The following is an 18,138-nucleotide window of genomic DNA, read 5'->3' as shown; positions in this document are numbered from 1 at the left end:
TATAGTGTAAAGTAAAAAGCCTATAGTCGGCAGATTTAGTTCACCCTAGGTTATGTTGGATAGATAACTATTATTAGGTGGTTTATCCCTGTTTATACAGGGAACACTACGATATTTTGTAACTGTCTCAAATCCCGCTCGGTTTATCCCTGTGTATACAGGGAACACGTTTGCATACGCTGAATTGATTCAAACTCGCCCGGTTTATCCCTGTGTATACAGGGAACACTAAAAAAAGTTTAGTTTTTAATAAACATTTCACGGTTTATCCCTGTGTATACAGGGAACACTTGATCCAGTTCATCCCGTGAAAATGTCCGTCCGGTTTATCCCTGTGTATACAGGGAACACGTTCAATCCCTCCATCATTGAAATGAAAGCCTCGGTTTATCCCTGTGTATACAGGGAACACCAATTCAAGCCGTGTTTCATAGTTGATCCCCACGGTTTATCCCTGTGTATACAGGGAACACAATTTTATATTTTTTACATCCTGATAACATCTCGGTTTATCCCTGTGTATACAGGGAACACTGTTGTTAGTGGGCTCGTTGAAAACAAAATCGTCGGTTTATCCCTGTGTATACAGGGAACACATTATCAGGAAGAGCTGAAGGAAGAGCTGATTCCGGTTTATCCCTGTGTATACAGGGAACACACGCAGGTGCCGGCTATTCGGTTGCCCCCCAACGGTTTATCCCTGTGTATACAGGGAACACTGGCTCTAAACTGAGCGGATCGACTGCGTTCGCGGTTTATCCCTGTGTATACAGGGAACACAATGATACTCCGACACCGTCATCGATTGTCGACAGGTTTATCCCTGTGTATACAGGGAACACATTAAAATATTAAATAAATGTATTTTATATAACGGTTTATCCCTGTGTATACAGGGAACACTTATTCGTTAATCACCTGAATGCAATTGATATCGGTTTATCCCTGTGTATACAGGGAACACAGGTGAACCAAGCAAGGTTGACAGACCGTCATCGGTTTATCCCTGTGTATACAGGGAACACATGGGTTAGTTGATGGTTTAAAAAGCATTTATCGGTTTATCCCTGTGTATACAGGGAACACTTCTGGGCTATCCATATGTTTATAAAATTCATCGGTTTATCCCTGTGTATACAGGGAACACAAATAATCCGATCTCATGGATAAACCATCCGCCGGTTTATCCCTGTGTATACAGGGAACACCCGCCATCAAACGGTAATTTTTTTATACGCTCCGGTTTATCCCTGTGTATACAGGGAACACCCTTATTATAACTTATTGTTTATTAATTAAAATAGGGAGGTGAAAAATTCCACCAAATTTTTTGTTGTTTTTTTAATCAAACGATATCTGAGCATTATCGACTTAAATTTATAATATTATCATCATATTAAGCGTAATATGTAAGGGATTTTGTACGAGATTCGTTTCTGTAATTTTTGTTCGCACCAAGCAATAGTGAGTTGATCAGCATATTCGTTAGTCATTCTTTCTGTAGCACGGCTTAACTGTGTCAATTTTTGGCTTATTATGTCTTTACTCGTTAGTAATCGAGCCTTTTTATATTATTATTTTTTAAAAGTTGATCTAGCTTTTGTGATGCAAAAACTTTTTTTATAATTGGCATGACATTAGCCTTAATTTTCTTGAGATATAAAAATCAAAATTTCAAAAATGACTTTCAAAAGACGGAAAAAATCCTTTATTATTGAGATGGAACCTAGTCATTTTCCACTCTAGAAAATATGTTTTTTCAACTATGTTATTATCATCAATATTTAATTTAGATAAGGATATTCCTTGCGGTAACATTGCATTACTGTAACGAGTTTTTTTGATTACTATTCTCTATGACCCTTTTGTTTTGTATATTTAGTCACATGCCCTAAACCTTAAGGTCAATCTATAATATTTTCTAACTTTTAATAAAAGTTTTTATGCTTTAAGAAGTAAAAAGATCGCTTTTACTGATTTCATTGGGGTTTTAATTAAGTTTCTCAATAATTAATTTTTTATATTGATAATCAGTACTAAAAAAACCTTTTTTGTTCCATATAGTATCAGTGACTTTTATGTATAGAATATTGTCATTCCAAACCAAATCCCAAATAATCCATTTTTCAGTTTCGAAACTAAAATTATGCTTTATATGATTATTTTTAATCTCATATAAGTCTATGATGGTTTTTGATTCTTCATAATCCAAATAAAAGGTAGTAAAATACGTTTTTGCCTTATTTATATAGGGTATTCCTTGTAAAGTAATGGTATTATTTTTGTTATCCTGAATTTTTACCTCGCTATCTTCATAATATGAAACTGTAATAATATCCTTATTCAAAGGCTTCCAATAACCATAATAGTCATAAATTTTCTTGGATTCGTTATCGTTCAAATTATTTATATAGGTTTTATTGTTCACTTTTAGGTATAATTTTGTTTTTATGAATCTTTTATCATTTTTTTCAATCATTGGGTCATAAATTTTTTTCATATGACCGAATTCTTCTGCGCTGCTTTTTTCTTCTATAAAATTTATTGAAAACTTTTTTAGATTATTAGCTTCACTATTTGTTGTATAACTACCTACCAGAAATAAAAAAATAGATAAGAAAAGGTGTTTTATCATTTTTGTTTTAACTCTATGTCATTTGGGGTATATCGGTGATTTATCCCTGTGTATGCGGGGAAACACGTTCGCTGCCAACGATTTCACTGTCCACAAAAAAATAGGCAATTTCTTTTTCAGCTGATGATAATGAGTCAGAACCATGAACTGCATTTTCAGTTACGTTGTCAGCATAATCTGCACGTAATGTGCCTGTAGGGGCTTTTGATAGATCGGTTGGTCCCATAAGATCACGATAACGTTTGATAGCATTTTCACCCTCTAATACTTGCACAATAATCGGACCAGAGATCATAAATTTAATTAAGTTATTGAAAAATGGTTTTCCTTGATGCTCGGCATAGAAACCTTCTGCTTGTGTTTGAGTCAATTTAAGCATTTTGATTGCAATGATATTAAGATTTGCTTGAGTTATTCGAGTTTCTATTTCACCCATTAAATGTTTTTTTATGGCATTGGGTTTAATAATTGATAAAGTACGTTCAATAGCCATTGTGCGTTATCCTTGTTAATCTGAAGTAAATTGGATTCGTGTTATTTGTCCACTTTCATCGAGTAATAATAATCGATGTTGTCCTTTTTTAACGATTGTGAGTGCGATTTTATCATTATCATTTGATTGGGCAACAAGTTCGCCATCTAGAAACCACCATTTTTCACCCACTCCACCTTCGGCAAATAGTTCGATATTTATTTGATTTTGTCCCGGTAGCGATTTGACAAATTGCTTGTTTTTCAATCCGATAATCGTTAATGTAGAAAAAATATTTTTTTCCATTATAGGACAATCTTTATCAACTGGTGGAATAAGTGAATTTCTTCGTTCTTTCGGTAATAACCAGTTTTCCAGTGATATAGGCCAAAGTGCTATTGTTTTTTTCTGAGCACCTGCACAATCAGGTGCAACACGTTTTCCTTGATCATTAACCCATACATTTATCCAACCAGTACGATAAATAGTTTTCAGTTCATTTAATGAGTTTTGCGTTGGTGGAATCATGTTATTTAATACCCAAGCCGTTTTTTGACGGTGACAATTATCATCTGTTACAGGTAATATTTGTCCAGTAGGCCAACATATTTTTTCTGATGTGACCGAGTCCGGTTTAACCGAAATTGGCAACGGTCGATTAATTCGATTTTCTTTATTTAATAATATCGAGTTTACTTGTTGCAAAATTGGGGTAGCAGAAATTGAACCATATTGACCTACAACCGGCGTTCCGTCAGGACGACCAACCCATACGCCAATTAAGTAACGAGGATTGATGCCGATAGCCCATGCGTCTCGATATCCATAGCTGGTTCCAGTTTTATAATAAACGCGGTTATTATTAATAAGCATTTGTTTTGTGATCCATGCACTACCGTCTGAAATAAACGGTTGATTAATGATAGGTTCATTTTGCGTAAATCTTAATGGACTAACTTCACCTTGACGAGCAAAGGCACTGTAAGCACTTACTAAGTTATCCATTCTTAACGAAGCCCCACCTAAAATATATGCGATATTAGGATTGTTGCCTTGTGAAACCAATGGCAAACCGACGCTAAAAAGTTTAGCTGCAAATCGTTTTGGACCATAGAGTTCAATAAGTTGTACTGCCGGAAGATTAAGGGATTTTCGCAATGCATTTGAGGCGCTGACGGGTCCGTTAAAATCTTCGTCAAAATTAGTGGGTCGATAATCAGTACTTATACGCGGCACATCTTGCAGTAAAGATTCAGAATGAATCATTCCATCATCAATCGCAAAAGCATAGATAAAGGGCTTTAATGTTGAGCCTGGTGATCGTAGTGCTTTAATCATATCAATCTGTCCAAAGCGATCTTTATCATTAAAATCCGCTGATCCTAAATATGCTTTCACCGTCATATCAGTATGATCGACAACTAATATTGCAAGCGATGTTTTAGGGGGTAACTGTTTTTTGCGGTTTAATACCATATCTTCAAGATGATATTGAAGTGAAGGATCAATGGTTGAATGAATAATTTCATCATTAGGATATTGTTGCTTTAAACGATAAGATAGCAATGGTGCAAGTTGTGGGGATTTGCGAGGATGTACCCACACTTCATCTTGCTTAACTTGCTCAATAATTTCAGGTGTCCAGACATGATATGTTGCTAGGCGATCTAAAACTTTGTCGCGTGCTTGTTTGGCTCGTTCTGGGTATTTATCTGGTCTTAATCGGCTTGGCGCTTGGGGTAAAACCGCTAATAAAGCAGCTTCGCTACGAGTTAACGCACTGGGTTTTTTACCAAAATATGACCAGCTCGCAGCCCCAATACCTTCTATTGTTCCCCCATAAGGAGCATGGTTAATATATAGCGTGAGTATTTCGTTTTTACTGTAATGCAGTTCAAGTTGTAAAGTTCGAAATATTTGCTTTAACTTTCCTGAAAGCGTTCGTTCATGAGGATAGAGTAATCTGGCAACTTGCATTGATATTGTACTACCGCCAGATATAATTCTATCATTATTAATATTTTGCCAAGCAGCACGAAGCAAAGAAAAAGGGTTTATTCCAACATGTTCATAAAAATAGCGATCTTCGTAATTTAATAAAACATCCAGATAATAATCAGGGACTTCATCAAGTTTTACGGAATAACGCCAAATACCATTTTCATCAGCAAATCGCCACAAAGGCGTTCCGTCCTGTGCAACTATTGTTTGAGTAGGTTTATTTTTTGAAATTGATATGGGATAAAGGTAATCAGCGATGAGAAACATTATTAACCCAAAAAATCCGAAAATGAATAGCCAAATAAGAAGTTTAAAAAGGCGTTTTATTATCTTCATTGTCATTATCTAATTTCAGGGGTTAGCAGAGATTTTTACACAAAAAACACCGCCAATTTTACTTGGCGGATGTTTTGATGATGATTAATTTAATGCGTTTATACTACTAATCATTTTTAATTTTAGGTTGAAATATTGTTATCATATCTAGAGTTTGACCAATCGCAAATCTTTCCGGACGATACATTGATTCAACAAATGGAGAAGGCACCATATAGCTACCTGGCGTCACTGCTCTAACTAAATAAGCCATACGTTCACCGTACAAATTTCTGCCGATATAATTTTGGATATCAACAGCCGCTACGTACCTATCATCACGATATTGCTGATAACGGATATGACTACTATCTTGATTATTGAGTAAATTCGCTAACCCAGGAATAGAATCTAAACTGACATTACTGCCTATAAGATTTTGATTTTCCAATTCTAATCCAGCAGGTAAGAAATCAACAATTAACGCATCTTGAATTCTTTCTCGCGATTTTACATCTAGGATGACAAGCATCATTGTACCCACTTTTACATCTGTAGGAATAATAGGGTTGCCTTTCATATCATAATAACTTCGACTGATCCTTAAGATGTTCCCATTTGATGTTGGTGCAGGTGCTGTTTTAGCATAACCTGATACGGTTAATTTAATATATAGCGGTTTATCATTTTGTGGGTTACTGATAGTTAATCCATGATTTATATCGTTAAAATTAAAATTACGTTTAAACGAACCACTAGCCGAAGTGACTTCATTATTCACTGCCACTTTAAACTTCTGTGTGCTTTTGCGTTGTTCTAACGACCAACCCGCAATAAACAGTGAATTTAATTCTTGCGTTGATAGATAACGTTTGTCACTTAATAAATCAGATAATTTAAATAGATATTCAGTTTGCAAATTCGTACCAATTTTATTTTCAACAAGAATCGCTAATACTAAAGCGTCATCACGAAGTTCACTACCGTAATCACCATAATTATTAATGTCGTTTACGTAATTTGTATTTTTCACTTCTTCCATTAAAGCGCGATATAATTCTTCATAACCGGTAAGTTTTGCTGTTAATGCTAACTGCATTATAGGTAGTGGAGATAACGCTATGTTGCTGTCTATAATTTTTCGAGAAAGATTTTTAATTTCATTACGCATTATCGAAGTAATTTTATCTTGTTTTGCCATTAACATTAACGCATAAGCTTTTATCGAAAGCTCTGCATGATAATATCTATCAGAATTCTGATAATAATATCTCATGTTATCAAGAACTGAAGAGGAATAGATATACTCTCCAATTCGTGTCATCGCTGAATCGAGTGCTTTATCATTCACTTGATAACCTCGTTCTTTAGCTTGAAGTAGAAAATCAGTGGCATAGACAGTCAGCCAATATTCCTCATTACTTTCACTACTCCAAAGACCAAAACTACCATTGCTTCTTTGCATTGATAAAATACGAGAAATCCCTAATTGAACATTTTGACGACGTTCTTCATCCGAATCGGTTTTGATGCCTAATGCAGCTAGCTGTTCACTATTAGCATATAAAGATGGAAATAAGCCACTTGTTGTCTGTTCCAGACATCCATAAGGATACGCAAACAATTCTTTGATATATTGGGCAATATTTAACGGTGGCTGATTAGATACAATTAATTGAGCGCTAACAGTATTATCAATTAAATCATCTAAATTAGATGGGGATAGCACCCAACTTTCGCCTGCATCAATTGCTTCAACATAACTTTTGTAGGTTGCTGAATAGGCGGGTCTTACACCTAAATTCCATGAACGGTTGATTTGATAATCCGATCCATCATTCAATTTAATTCCTGTTACGGTGACTGTTATGGTTCCTTGACCATAGCCATAATCAGCAATAATAGGGATTTGAATAATATTTTTCTGCTTTGTATCAAGCTTAAGATTGATAGATTTCGATTCCGTTTGATAAACCAATCCTGAGGTAGCGACATCAATTTTCATAGTTTGAGTTGTATCAGTCAAATTATGGATATCTAATGCTAATTCAGCACGATCTCCACCTGATAAGAATCGAGGAATAGACAATTCAGCAATCACAGGAGAAGCAACAATCATCGCTTGCTCAGCTTTACCAAAGCGATTGTCATCCCATGCTTGCGCCATTAAACGTAATTCTCCATTAAAATTTGGTAATGCTAACTCAACAATTCCTTCACCATCTTCATTTAATTGGATCGTTTTGAGTTGTTGAGCAACGATGTTTACTTCCGTTAATGGTCTTTTACCGCCTGCAGCTACCGCATCACCACCAAAACTCATTTTAATGTTTCGTCCTTTTGCCTCAATTAACTTGCCGTATACGTCATACTGATCAACATTATATCGTTTACGTCCTAAAAATGAGGTATAAGGATCGGGCGTTGCAAAATTAGTTATATTTAACACGCCTGCATCTACAGCAGAAACTAAAACTGTTACGGTCTGATCTTTATTAATTGCTTGTTTATCCATTCTTATTTTAATTGGAATGGTTTTTTCTGGTTCGGTTTTTTTCGGTGCGTCAATCGTGATATTTAATTGACGATTTGACGTGTCTAACGGTAAATAAAGTAGACCAACCGCCCGTTTAACCGTTTGTACTTCAGCATTCGTCGATGGTCGGATAATCATTGCATTTATATAAATATCGTGACGTTTCCAATCATTAATTGGGATTTCAACTTCAAGACCTTCATCGTCAACGGTAATTTCTTTTTTCCATAATGTTCCATCGTTGGTTTCAAGTGATATGTAACCAGAACCGGCAGCCGGCGCTTGTACGTGTACTTTAGCTGTATCACCAACTGAATAAAATGCTTTGTCTATACTCAATTTTACCTGATCTGGACGCAAATTATTTGTACCTTGAGTATTATCTTCCCAGTCATAGCCAGCCCAAAAACGAATGTTACTTACTACATTAGTATTTGGATCCACAATTTCTATCCGATATGCCCCATAATCATCAGGTTGATAGCTGACTTTAGCTGTAGCGTTTTCATCAATGGATATCTTATTTTCTGAAACAACAAACTCTTTTAAAGTTGAATGTTGCTCCCAACCACTTCCATCAGACCAAGACCAATAATAATTTCGACGCTCACGCACGACCCGGGCTATTAAATTATTAGTAGCAAGTTTTTCGCCTTGCTTATTCACGTAAGCAACTTCAAACTCAGCTAAAGCGCCAATGTCAACGGTTGGACGCTGACTATAAGTATCCATCTCCCAATTGTAATAAGGTTCGTCGCTAAATAAAGCACGTAAAGCGGGAAGTTGATTTGCTGGCCAAATATCTTGAGTTGCATAACGAGTAACTGGTCTTCCCCCCGAATCCAATAAACTTATATTTGTCACGATTCTAATAGGTTTTTTTACACGAGCCCACTGATCTGCACTAAGCTTGATTTCTGTTTTACCATTATTATCCAAAGTTTCATCAATTTCAGACAACTCAGTATAATCTGTCTCACCTTGAACATCTCCGATTTTAAAATCATTTAATCCCTGAACAGTTCTTAAATTTTTATAATAGTTCCTACCATTCAATTTATTGCCAGAAGCTGGGGCACCATAGAGATACCAACCTTTTATACTAAATTCCACGTCTTGATCAAATGATATAGGTTCATTAGAAGGCGCTTTGATTTCCATTGCCATTCTTTCTGGTAGGAACTCTTCTACTTTAAAATAAGAAAAACGATAGTTGTCATCACCGACATTAATACGAAGTGACCATTTACCTGTTGGCGCATCACTTGGTATCGTGAACTCAACTTGATATAAACCATGGGTGTCTGGTTCTTTTTTTACGTAACCACTTGCTATGACATTATCGTCAGAAGAGAGCACCTCAACCATGATTGGTTGATCAGGTAATTGTTGTCCGTCAGCATCACGTAATAATGCGTTAAAATAAACCGTTTCACCGGGACGATATAAATCGCGAGGTCCAAAAATAAATAATTGTTTTGAATAAAAAGTTGAACCAGATAGATTAAAGTCCGTTAAATTTAGGGCATTACGATTAATGGTGACAAATGAAGTCTGGCTTCCATCATCGGCTGTTAATAAAGAATAATTAGATCCTTCTGGTAATGTGATCTCAGCAAAACCTTCATTATTCGTTTGGAATGAAAGGGTATTACAATTATTATTGTTGTCATTTGAGGAGTTAACACAAAGTAGCGATAAATTTATGTTTGGTAATGGTTTGCCATTATCTAATCCATGAGTCATCACCAATAATTTACCATTGTGGTAAGCATGAATAGCTATCCCAATATTACTGATTGAAAATAATGTGGCAGGCAATTCATCATTATAAGATCCAGCTTTATCCATTACTGCAAGATAAATGCCTTCTTTATTTATTTCTGAAAACTTAGACAAATCCAGTAATAGTGTTTCTTGAGTATTGGGTGTAGGATTCAGATCAAACCGGGAAGAATAAGATAAATCCATATATTCTTCAAAATTTTGTGAACGCCAAGTATAATAACGGTTTATAAAACCGTAATTCGTAATAAATTTAGCTAACTTTTCTGGTTTGATTCGATAAAAATTAATATCGACTTTATCAATATTCAGTGTCGTAACCGGTAAGCCATTCATGGATTTGCTGGGTAATAGTACACCACTACTTGAAAAAGCGATAAAAGGCTCACGATTTTGGCTATTAATTTCAATTTGATACACTGAAGGTAAACTCTTATCATTGATAGCAGATAGCATTTTATCAATGGTCAAGGTTAACTTACGATTCGGTTCAAGGAATCGATGCCTTAATTCCAAACCGTTATTTGAAAGCTCCCATGCGCCATCAACCGTTCCCTTTTCCTTATCGACAAGTCTTAATAGATTAGAAAAATTGAGTTTAGGGTTAACCGGAACAGAAAACGTAACAACTAAAGTACTCGAACCATCTACTATCATTTCTGAGGTATCAAGGACAGTAAAAGGGTTATTTTTATATTTTTCTTTTAACTCAGGAGTAACAGTAAATATACTTTGAGTTTGATTATTTTGATTCGAATTAATCTTTGAAGTATTGTCATTGACAGATTGAGTTGTTGTCTGACTATCTTTGTTTTCATTAGCTATCGATGAAGATTTACTATTATTATCACAACCGATTAAAACCAAAATTAAGCTCAATACGCTTAACCCTTTAATAAAGCTCATTATTTTTCACCTATTTTCTATTCCAAATATTACATTATCAACATTTTTCGATTATCTATATTATGCACTGCCTAAAAACGTTTGGCAAAAGTTGTTTTTAAAGATAATGGCACTCCTTCGAGTATGTCTGATAAAAAATTATCTTTTATTAAAACATATTGTTAAAAGAAATCATTGCCATTAGATGAAGAGACAAAACTCATTTATTCATGAAAATAAATGAGTTTTGTAAATAGTGGAAGGTGCTTCGTTACAAAAGCGAACAAAATTATGAATTGGTGCTGGCTAACGTCATTAATCTTTTCATTAAAAAATTTAAAATAACACCATAAAGGGGTAAGAAGAATAATCCACAAATTAAAATTTTAAAGCTATAGTCAATTGAGGCTATTTCGATCCAATGATTCGCCATAAATTCGTCGTTACTTTGATAAAAGGCAATGGCAAAAAAGACAATAGTATCAATACCATTACCTAACACCGCTGACGCCGAAGGCGCAACCCACCACGCTTTATTTTTTCGTAAATAATTAAACACGGTAATATCCATCAGTTGCCCAACCAAATAAGCAGCAAAACTGGCTAATGCAATTCGAAAAACAAAACTGTTAAAATCACACAACGCTGACAATCCCATCCAATGCCCTTCGAAAAATACAACCGAAATGGAATAAGAGAACAGTAATGCCGGTATCATAACAACAAAGATAATTTTTCTGGCAAGGCTGGCACCAAATACCCGAATGGTTAAATCGGTGGTTAAAAAGATAAATGGAAAGGTAAATGCTCCCCAAGTGGTATGAAAACCGAAGATATCAAACGGGATTTGTACCAGATAATTGCTTGATGCAATAACTAAGATATGAAAAAAAGAGAGCCAACAAAGTGCTTTATGCTGCTGAGCTGGCGTAAATTTTTCTTGTAGTGAGTCTGAGTGAATATTTAAATACATATTCATTTCCTTTTTTGAATGGGGTGAGAGAACCCATAATGTTTAACGTAAAAATGATGTAATTAAGGTTAAAATGTCGAATAGTCCGAATTTAATTACATCGATATCTCATATTTTTAACTTGTTGTAAAAAAGATGCTTTTTATACAAATTAATCGTTGATGATTTGCCTGTGTTCATTTAACCTTCAGACACAACTATTTTGTAATATTGGTTAAATACTGATTTAACCCTTTTTCTCGCAGCTCACAACTTGGGCACTGACCACATCCGCCGTCAACCCCATAATAACAAGTGTGAGTGTGTTGCCGGATATAATCAAGATAACCGAGTTTATCAGCCATTTCCCATGTCTGCGCTTTGGTTAGATACATTAACGGCGTGATGATATTAAAAGTATAATCCAAGGCTAAATTCATCGATACATTCATGGATTTAATAAAGATGTCTCGACAATCCGGATAACCACTAAAATCAGTTTCACATACGCCAATAATAATATCTTCAATAGCGTGTTGTTTGGCATAACATCCCGCTAACAATAAAAATAGCATATTACGACCATCAACAAAGGTATTCGGATAATTGCCTTCTTGAGCGGCTTTGATTTCTTGTGAGTCATCAATCAAAGCATTATTGGTCGTTTGTTTGATCACTGAAGTGTCAATAACGGTTTGTTTCACACCGAGATCTTCAGCAATCCATTTAGCTTTTTCAAGCTCAATGGCATGTCGTTGACCGTATTGAAAGCTGATTGTTTCAACGTTTTCACGTCCATAATCAGCAATGGCTTGCAGCAGGCAAGTGGTCGAGTCTTGCCCACCCGAAAATATCACAATTGCTTTTCGATGTTGCATGAAAAAATTCCTGTTAGGATGATGAGATTAGCGATTATCGACTTTTTCAGGATAAAGATCGTGATTAGCTAAACGATTAAGCGCAATTTGTTCCCAGTTAGTACCGGGTTTACCGTAATTAGCATAAGGATCAATAGAAATACCACCACGTGGCGTAAATTTACCCCAGACTTCGATGTATTTGGGATCCATTAATTTAATTAGATCTTTCATGATGATATTAATGCAATCTTCATGATAATCACCATGATTACGGAAGCTGAACATATAGAGCTTAAGTGATTTACTTTCGACCATTTTAATATTCGGAACATACGAAATATAGATCGTTGCAAAATCAGGTTGACCAGTGATAGGACAAAGGCTGGTAAATTCAGGACAATTGAATTTGACAAAATAGTCATTAACAGGATGTTTATTGTCAAAGGTTTCCAGAATTTCTGGACAATAAGTTGTAGGATAGCGAACAGACTGATCGCCTAGTAGTGTAACGTTACTCATAATTTTCCTTAGTTTTTTTGCGTGGGAGGTTTACGAACCACGTGATAAGGCGCACACCTTACCTTTTTTTGGTAAAAAAGTCCAGCTTATTGCTTAATCATTAACCATAACGAAGTGAAACGCAAAGTTAACTTAATTTGCTTGAAAATTGTGTCATTTTGGTTAAAAAATAGCAATGAGTGTAGGATAAGAAAGTTGTCATCATCAACGGGAAAACTCACAACGTTATCACTATTTTGATGATGACTATTTTAAAGGATATGTTATTAAGGCTAAAAATTAAGATTTATTTCGATTTCACTGCTTTGTAGAAGTTGTCCAATTTATCTTTAGCTTCCGCAAGTTCTTTTTCAGCATCATTTAATTTTGCGGTTTTTTCGGCAATTTTTTGGTTGTCACCTTTGAGTTTTGCCTCTGCTAAATCTTTTTGTCTTTCTGCCACTTTTTCAGTTTTTTCGTTGATATTTTTTTTGTATTCGGCTTCTAGATTATCATCTTTACAATGCATTTTGACATTTAACAATGCTTTTTCTAATCCTTGAACACGTTCAACATTATCGGTTTTTTGAGCTTCTGTAATTTGCGCTTCAATCGCCTCTTTTTTGCCGGCACATGTTCGCCCTTCATGATCATCAACGTTTGCGGCACAAACACCTAATGTAAGCGTTGTTAAAAAAGAAAGCAGTGTTAATTTACATACAGACGACTTAATTGTTGATTTCATAATAATTCCTCTTAAGTTTATTTTCTTAATTGAACACAATCGACTTTATGGTTTTTGCCTTTCGTTAATATTAAACTTGCTCGCTCTCTTGTCGGTAAAATGTTTTCGATCAAATTTAATTCATTGATTTCTCGCCAAAGACGATTAGCGATATTTATCGCTTCTTGCTCTGGAAGCTGTGAATAGTGATTAAAATATGAGTTAGGATCACTAAAGGCGCCAGCTCGAAATTTTAAAAAACGATTCACATACCAATCATGTAGAAGCGACAAATCCGCATCGACATAGATCGAAAAATCAACATAATCCGAAACAAAGACTCGGTTGGTATTTTGTGTAAAATTTAAGGTTCCTTGTAATACGTTTAATCCTTCTAATATGAGAATATCAGGACTATCTATAATGATTTCTTCATTATCAACAATATCATAAACCAGATGTGAATAGACGGGTGCTTTAACTTGAGATTGACCTGATTTTACATCAGCAACAAAATTGATCAACCTTTTAATATCATAAGATTGTGGAAAGCCTTTTTTGTTCATTATGCCACGCTCTTCAAGATATTTATTAGGATATAAAAAACCATCCGTTGTGACTAATGCAACTTTTCGATGTTCAGGCCAACGACTTAATAGTGCTTGTAAAACACGTGCAGTCGTACTTTTACCCACTGCTACACTCCCAGCTATACCGATAACGTAAGGGATTTTTTGGGTTTTACCTAAAAATTTGGCAAGAACAGCCTGACGGCTAAAACTATTATTAATATAATAGTTGAGCAATCGGGATAAGGGTAAGTAAATTTCGCTGACTTCATCTATGGACAAATCTTCATTAATCCCTTGCAATGAGGTAAGTTCTTCAGGGGTTAATGTCATGGGTTCAGCATTACGCAAACTAGCCCATTCTTGACGGCTAAACTGCATATAGGGACTAAGATGATTTTTCATCATGTCGTGTTCTCAAATTCCATCTATTTAAATTCATTGGGTTAAGATTATACATAAATCTTAACTTTTACAATCATAAATTAGCATTGATGCATGATCATAGCTATATTGAAGACTAACTGATAAAATAGCCTAAATAAATATTTGTCCCAATATTAAACAGAGATTATATGTTAAAAACCAAATCGAAACAAAAACAGAAAAAAACCCGTCAAGAGATTAATGAAGAATCTTGGGCACTCAAGCGAAAACGCAAACATAAAGGCTTACCAAGTGGTTCTCGTTTCAATAATGAAACCAAAAAAAATAAACCAACGGCTAAAACCGTTAAAGATCCGCGTATTGGTAGTAAAAAACCGATTTCATTAATTGTAGATGAATCAGTGAAATCGACCAATAAAATTAAACAACCGAAAACGCAAAAATTAGTTCTATCACCCGAGCAAGAATTGGAACAACTGGAAAACGATCCTAAATTAGAACAGTTACTTGATTTAGTCGAAAGTGGAAGCCAATTAACGAAAGCGCAACAAACATATCTCGATACTAAATTAAATCGTATCGATGAGTTGATGCAACAACTCGGTTATAGTGTTGATGATTTTGAAGATGAAGAAGAAAAACAAGAAGATATTGTGAGTTTATTGAAACGTAATTAACTTCATACCTGAACGAATTTAAATTAATTTATTGTGATATATAATGCGATCAATTTGTGATAGTTTGGCTGTTAATATAACAACATCAATCTGTTCCGTCGAATGAATGTACAATCAAATATTTACTAATGAGAGCCAATAATTATGCCTATGTTAATCATGCTTAGTTTATATATTGGACTATTTATTTGTACTTTACTCTATCTTCGAAAAACGAATCGGATCAAATTTCGGGTTAAAGCAAAACAGAAAACGATTTTAAAAGGTCATGGAAAAAGTCATGTTAAAGACAAAATTAGACGCAAATAATAGCTTAGCAGAAGCACAATTGTGGGATCAAAGTTTAATTGAAAAATACAATTATTCAGGCCCACGCTATACTTCTTATCCTACTGCATTAGAGTTTAATGAAAATTTTAGCCAACAAGACTTTATCTTGTCCGCCAACCGCTTTGCGGATAGACCTTTATCGCTTTATGTTCATATCCCGTTTTGCCATAAACTTTGTTATTTTTGTGGGTGTAATAAACTGGTCACTCGGCAAACCCAAAAAGTCACCCAATACTTAGATATACTGGAACGTGAAATAGCTTCACGTTCTCAGTTATTTAAAGATCGCACCGTCACTCAAATGCATTGGGGAGGCGGTACACCGACTTTTTTAACGCATGACGAGATTACTCGACTTATTACCTCGTTAAAAAAGCACTTCCATTTTGATACCCACGCAGAACTTTCAATCGAAATCGATCCAAGGGAAATTACGCCACAAACTATCGATCATCTAGCCAAATTGGGCTTTAATCGATTAAGTATGGGGATTCAGGATTTTAATCATGAAATTCAGTATTTAATTAATCGTGAACAAGATGAACAACTCATTCGATCCTTGATCCTTCAAGCAAGAAAAAACCATTTTCATTCTATTAGTTTAGATCTTATTTATGGATTACCTAAACAAACGGTTGAAAGTTTTACCGAAACACTGAATAAAGTGATTGATATCTCACCTGATCGCTTAAGTGTCTTTAATTATGCCCATTTACCTAGCCGATTTGCAGCACAACGCAAAATTAAAGACCACGATCTACCTAATGCTCATGCAAAATTACAGATTTTACAGACCAGTATTCATAAGTTAACCCAAGCAGGGTATCGCTTTATTGGTATGGATCATTTTGCAAAACCGACTGACGAACTGGCAATTGCCCAGCAGCAAAATAAATTACATCGAAATTTCCAAGGTTATACAACTCAAGGGGGAGCGGATTTATTAGGGCTTGGCGTGTCAGCAATTAGTATGCTGGGTGATAGTTATGCACAAAATCAAAAAGATCTTAAACTTTATCAACAACAAGTTGAATTAAGTGGTAATGGTTTATGGAAAGGATTTTCCTTAAATGAAGATGATAAAATTCGTCGTGATGTGATAAAACAGCTTATTTGTCATTTCTATTTAGATAAACAAGCGATTGAACAGCAGTATCAAATCCGATTCGATCACTACTTTAATGAAGATTTAACCTTGCTTGACCCATTAGTAAAAGATGGGTTAGTCACAATAACAGACGATGCCATTATCGTTAATCCTAAAGGTCATCTGCTTATCCGTAATATTTGCATGTGTTTTGATAGCTATATGAGACAACAAGCCCGGCAACAGCAGTTTTCAAGGGTGATTTAGTCACGAGTCAAACCGTCCTCTTTCGATGATGTATTAAAGACAAAGTTACGGTAAAAACCGTAACTTTTTTTCTTGCGTGGTATTATCAATTAATGACAAGCTAAATAAACTCTAAATTTGGTTGTTTGAGCAATGACTTCAACGCTTTTGAAGGTTTCGTCTAAAATAGCTTGATAAGGTAAAAATGAGTTTGCCACAATACAAAGATAACCATTTAATTTTAAATGTTTTTTCGCTTCTTTAATCAGTGTGTTTACTGCCGTATAACTGGTTTCTTTACCGTCATGAAATGGGGGATTAGACACAATAAGATGATATTTATCATTGATATTTGAAAATACATCGCTGGCAACAACCGTTGCATCAACATGATTGGCAATTAACGTTGCTTTACTTGATTCAAGGGCAGCAACGCTAACATCAGACAACGTAAGATTGATTTCAGGATACAATTTTCCCAATACGGTGGATAACACCCCTGCTCCGCATCCTACATCTAATACATTGCCTTTAATAATATCAGCATGATCGATTAATGCATTTAATAGTAGTTCACTTCCGGCATCTAACCCTTTTTGACTAAATACGCCTGGTAAACTTTTAATTTCAATTTCTTGATCTTCAATGGATAAATGATAATTTAACCACCATTCACTAAGATCAAATGCCAAACGGCTATCAGCCTGAAAATGATATAAACCACAACGTCTTGCGCTGTCAATTTTTTGGATGACACCAAAATCTGCCAGAAGTGACTCAACACTTTTCACCCCTGTTCGATTTTCTCCAACAATAAAGATATCACTATCTTTTGGCATATTATTTAATAAATAAGAGAGCTGAAATTGGGCTTCGCTTTTTGTTTTTGGCCAATAATAGATTAACGTATTCATGCCGTTATAAAAATCTTCATCAGGAAGAAGAGAAAAATCAATTTCAGTACCTTTACGACTATTTTTTAGACGCAAATAGGTATGAAATTGTGAACAATGAATTTTTACTTGATTGGCCACAATAACAATAGGATAACAATCTTGAATATCACCAGCAATAATGACCTTTTTATCGTTAAAAAATGTTTGATGACGTTCAAGAACTTGACTTGCAGGAGTAAAAGCGGATGTTGCCATAATGCCTCAATGAAAAACCTTTATAAAT

General features: G+C 34.9%; 12 protein-coding genes, 1 CRISPR repeat array and 1 riboswitch. Of the genes, 2 read left to right on the top strand and 10 right to left on the bottom strand.

The window, feature by feature from the left end; all coding sequences use genetic code 11:
• Positions 1 to 78: 78 nt before the first annotated feature.
• Positions 79 to 1,269: a CRISPR direct-repeat array (repeat unit 29 nt; unit sequence CGGTTTATCCCTGTGTATACAGGGAACAC).
• A 721-nt stretch (positions 1,270 to 1,990) separates the two neighbouring features.
• From A9G10_RS09395 to coaA, 9 genes are all read right to left on the bottom strand, one after another.
• The gene (locus A9G10_RS09395; RefSeq protein ID WP_065559278.1) at positions 1,991 to 2,635 is read right to left on the bottom strand and encodes a hypothetical protein; all 645 of its coding nucleotides are present in this window, start codon (positions 2,633 to 2,635) and stop codon (positions 1,991 to 1,993) included.
• Between the two features lie 40 nt (positions 2,636 to 2,675).
• Positions 2,676 to 3,128: a nucleoside-diphosphate kinase gene (ndk, locus tag A9G10_RS09390; RefSeq protein ID WP_065559277.1), complete on the bottom strand. Its 453-nt coding sequence runs from the start codon at positions 3,126 to 3,128 to the stop codon at positions 2,676 to 2,678.
• Positions 3,129 to 3,143: 15 nt separating this feature from the next.
• A complete protein-coding gene (gene pbpC / locus A9G10_RS09385) occupies positions 3,144 to 5,375 on the bottom strand; it encodes a penicillin-binding protein 1C (protein ID WP_218837380.1) in 2,232 nt (743 codons plus the stop codon).
• A gap of 175 nt (positions 5,376 to 5,550) precedes the next feature.
• Positions 5,551 to 10,650 carry an alpha-2-macroglobulin family protein gene (locus A9G10_RS09380; RefSeq protein WP_065559276.1) on the bottom strand — a complete coding sequence of 1,700 codons (5,100 nt, stop codon included), beginning with the start codon at positions 10,648 to 10,650 and terminating at the stop codon, positions 5,551 to 5,553.
• A gap of 268 nt (positions 10,651 to 10,918) precedes the next feature.
• Positions 10,919 to 11,602 carry a 7-cyano-7-deazaguanine/7-aminomethyl-7-deazaguanine transporter gene (locus A9G10_RS09375; protein WP_065559275.1) on the bottom strand — a complete coding sequence of 228 codons (684 nt, stop codon included), beginning with the start codon at positions 11,600 to 11,602 and terminating at the stop codon, positions 10,919 to 10,921.
• Between the two features lie 197 nt (positions 11,603 to 11,799).
• Positions 11,800 to 12,459: a 7-cyano-7-deazaguanine synthase QueC gene (queC, locus tag A9G10_RS09370; RefSeq protein WP_065559274.1), complete on the bottom strand. Its 660-nt coding sequence runs from the start codon at positions 12,457 to 12,459 to the stop codon at positions 11,800 to 11,802.
• A gap of 27 nt (positions 12,460 to 12,486) precedes the next feature.
• Positions 12,487 to 12,960 (bottom strand): preQ(1) synthase, encoded by a 474-nt coding sequence (gene queF / locus A9G10_RS09365; RefSeq protein WP_065559273.1) that lies wholly within the window; start codon positions 12,958 to 12,960, stop codon positions 12,487 to 12,489.
• A 2-nt stretch (positions 12,961 to 12,962) separates the two neighbouring features.
• A riboswitch (PreQ1 riboswitch) is annotated at positions 12,963 to 13,007 on the bottom strand.
• A gap of 239 nt (positions 13,008 to 13,246) precedes the next feature.
• Positions 13,247 to 13,684: a DUF1090 domain-containing protein gene (locus tag A9G10_RS09360; protein ID WP_065559272.1), complete on the bottom strand. Its 438-nt coding sequence runs from the start codon at positions 13,682 to 13,684 to the stop codon at positions 13,247 to 13,249.
• A gap of 17 nt (positions 13,685 to 13,701) precedes the next feature.
• Positions 13,702 to 14,640 (bottom strand): type I pantothenate kinase, encoded by a 939-nt coding sequence (gene coaA / locus A9G10_RS09355; RefSeq protein ID WP_143425995.1) that lies wholly within the window; start codon positions 14,638 to 14,640, stop codon positions 13,702 to 13,704.
• 167 nt (positions 14,641 to 14,807) lie between these two features.
• Here coaA and yihI point away from each other — a divergent pair, with 167 nt between their 5' ends.
• Positions 14,808 to 15,296, top strand: a complete 489-nt coding sequence (gene yihI, locus A9G10_RS09350) for a Der GTPase-activating protein YihI (RefSeq protein WP_065559270.1) — start codon at positions 14,808 to 14,810, stop codon at positions 15,294 to 15,296.
• A gap of 280 nt (positions 15,297 to 15,576) precedes the next feature.
• Complete coding sequence (hemN, locus tag A9G10_RS09345; protein WP_065559269.1) at positions 15,577 to 16,980, top strand: oxygen-independent coproporphyrinogen III oxidase; 1,404 nt, start codon at positions 15,577 to 15,579, stop codon at positions 16,978 to 16,980.
• A gap of 89 nt (positions 16,981 to 17,069) precedes the next feature.
• Here the strand turns inward: hemN and rsmC are convergent, their stop codons facing one another.
• Positions 17,070 to 18,110 (bottom strand): 16S rRNA (guanine(1207)-N(2))-methyltransferase RsmC, encoded by a 1,041-nt coding sequence (gene rsmC / locus A9G10_RS09340; RefSeq protein ID WP_065559268.1) that lies wholly within the window; start codon positions 18,108 to 18,110, stop codon positions 17,070 to 17,072.
• Between the last annotated feature and the right edge of the window lie 28 nt (positions 18,111 to 18,138).

Source organism: Gilliamella sp. wkB308, assembly GCF_001690185.1.
Classification (GTDB): Bacteria; Pseudomonadota; Gammaproteobacteria; order Enterobacterales; family Orbaceae; genus Gilliamella; species Gilliamella apicola_I.
This window is presented reverse-complemented; position numbering and strand designations above follow the sequence as displayed.

Excerpts from the sequence above, each read along its gene's own strand:
- rsmC (WP_065559268.1), bottom strand. The coding sequence starts at position 18,110 with ATGGCAACATCCGCTTTTACTCCTGCAAGTCAAGTTCTTGAACGTCAT.
- A9G10_RS09360 (WP_065559272.1), bottom strand. The coding sequence starts at position 13,684 with ATGAAATCAACAATTAAGTCGTCTGTATGTAAATTAACACTGCTTTCT.
- pbpC (WP_218837380.1), bottom strand. The coding sequence starts at position 5,375 with ATGTTTCTCATCGCTGATTACCTTTATCCCATATCAATTTCAAAAAAT.
- ndk (WP_065559277.1), bottom strand. The coding sequence starts at position 3,128 with ATGGCTATTGAACGTACTTTATCAATTATTAAACCCAATGCCATAAAA.
- A9G10_RS09395 (WP_065559278.1), bottom strand. The coding sequence starts at position 2,635 with ATGATAAAACACCTTTTCTTATCTATTTTTTTATTTCTGGTAGGTAGT.
- hemN (WP_065559269.1), top strand. The coding sequence starts at position 15,577 with ATGTTAAAGACAAAATTAGACGCAAATAATAGCTTAGCAGAAGCACAA.
- queF (WP_065559273.1), bottom strand. The coding sequence starts at position 12,960 with ATGAGTAACGTTACACTACTAGGCGATCAGTCTGTTCGCTATCCTACA.
- yihI (WP_065559270.1), top strand. The coding sequence starts at position 14,808 with ATGTTAAAAACCAAATCGAAACAAAAACAGAAAAAAACCCGTCAAGAG.
- A9G10_RS09380 (WP_065559276.1), bottom strand. The coding sequence starts at position 10,650 with ATGAGCTTTATTAAAGGGTTAAGCGTATTGAGCTTAATTTTGGTTTTA.
- A9G10_RS09375 (WP_065559275.1), bottom strand. The coding sequence starts at position 11,602 with ATGTATTTAAATATTCACTCAGACTCACTACAAGAAAAATTTACGCCA.
- queC (WP_065559274.1), bottom strand. The coding sequence starts at position 12,459 with ATGCAACATCGAAAAGCAATTGTGATATTTTCGGGTGGGCAAGACTCG.
- coaA (WP_143425995.1), bottom strand. The coding sequence starts at position 14,640 with ATGATGAAAAATCATCTTAGTCCCTATATGCAGTTTAGCCGTCAAGAA.